The following is a 560-nucleotide window of genomic DNA, read 5'->3' on the forward strand; positions in this document are numbered from 1 at the left end:
ACCCGAAGCCGGTGGCCTAACCCCTTGTGGGAGGGAGCCGTCGAAGGTGGGATCGGCGATTGGGACGAAGTCGTAACAAGGTAGCCGTACCGGAAGGTGCGGCTGGATCACCTCCTTTCTAAGGAGCCTCTTCGCTGCGATGCACTGCTGAACAGTCAGCAGATGATCGAGCGACAGAAACCGTTTCGGATGCATACGTCATCCGGCGGTGCTCACGGGTGGAACACTGACAACCAACTTTTATTCATTACTGCCGGCCCTGCTGGTGGGAGTAACTGTTATATCGATGCACTGTTGGGTCCTGAGAGAACACGCGAGTGTTTCTTTCATGGCAAGACATATATGACTGGGAGTTCGTATCCCTATCGCGGCATGGTGGTGGGCCTTTCGGGGTTTGTTGTTGTGTCGGTCTGATGGATGCAGGGTGTTCTTCTGGTTGTGTGTTGTTTGAGAATTGCACAGTGGACGCGAGCATCTTTGTTGTAAGTAATGAAGAGCGTACGGTGGATGCCTTGGCACCAGGAGCCGATGAAGGACGTAGGAGGCTGCGATAAGCCTCG

General features: G+C 54.3%; 2 rRNA genes. Both read left to right on the forward strand.

Annotation, left to right across the window (positions count from 1 at the left end):
* Positions 1 to 118, forward strand: a 16S ribosomal RNA gene (locus J1M87_RS23795); the annotation flags it as partial.
* 362 nt (positions 119 to 480) lie between these two features.
* A 23S ribosomal RNA gene (locus J1M87_RS23800) occupies positions 481 to 560 on the forward strand; the annotation flags it as partial.

This window comes from Rhodococcus sp. KRD162 (genome assembly GCF_017168335.1).
Taxonomy (GTDB): domain Bacteria; phylum Actinomycetota; class Actinomycetes; order Mycobacteriales; family Mycobacteriaceae; genus Rhodococcoides.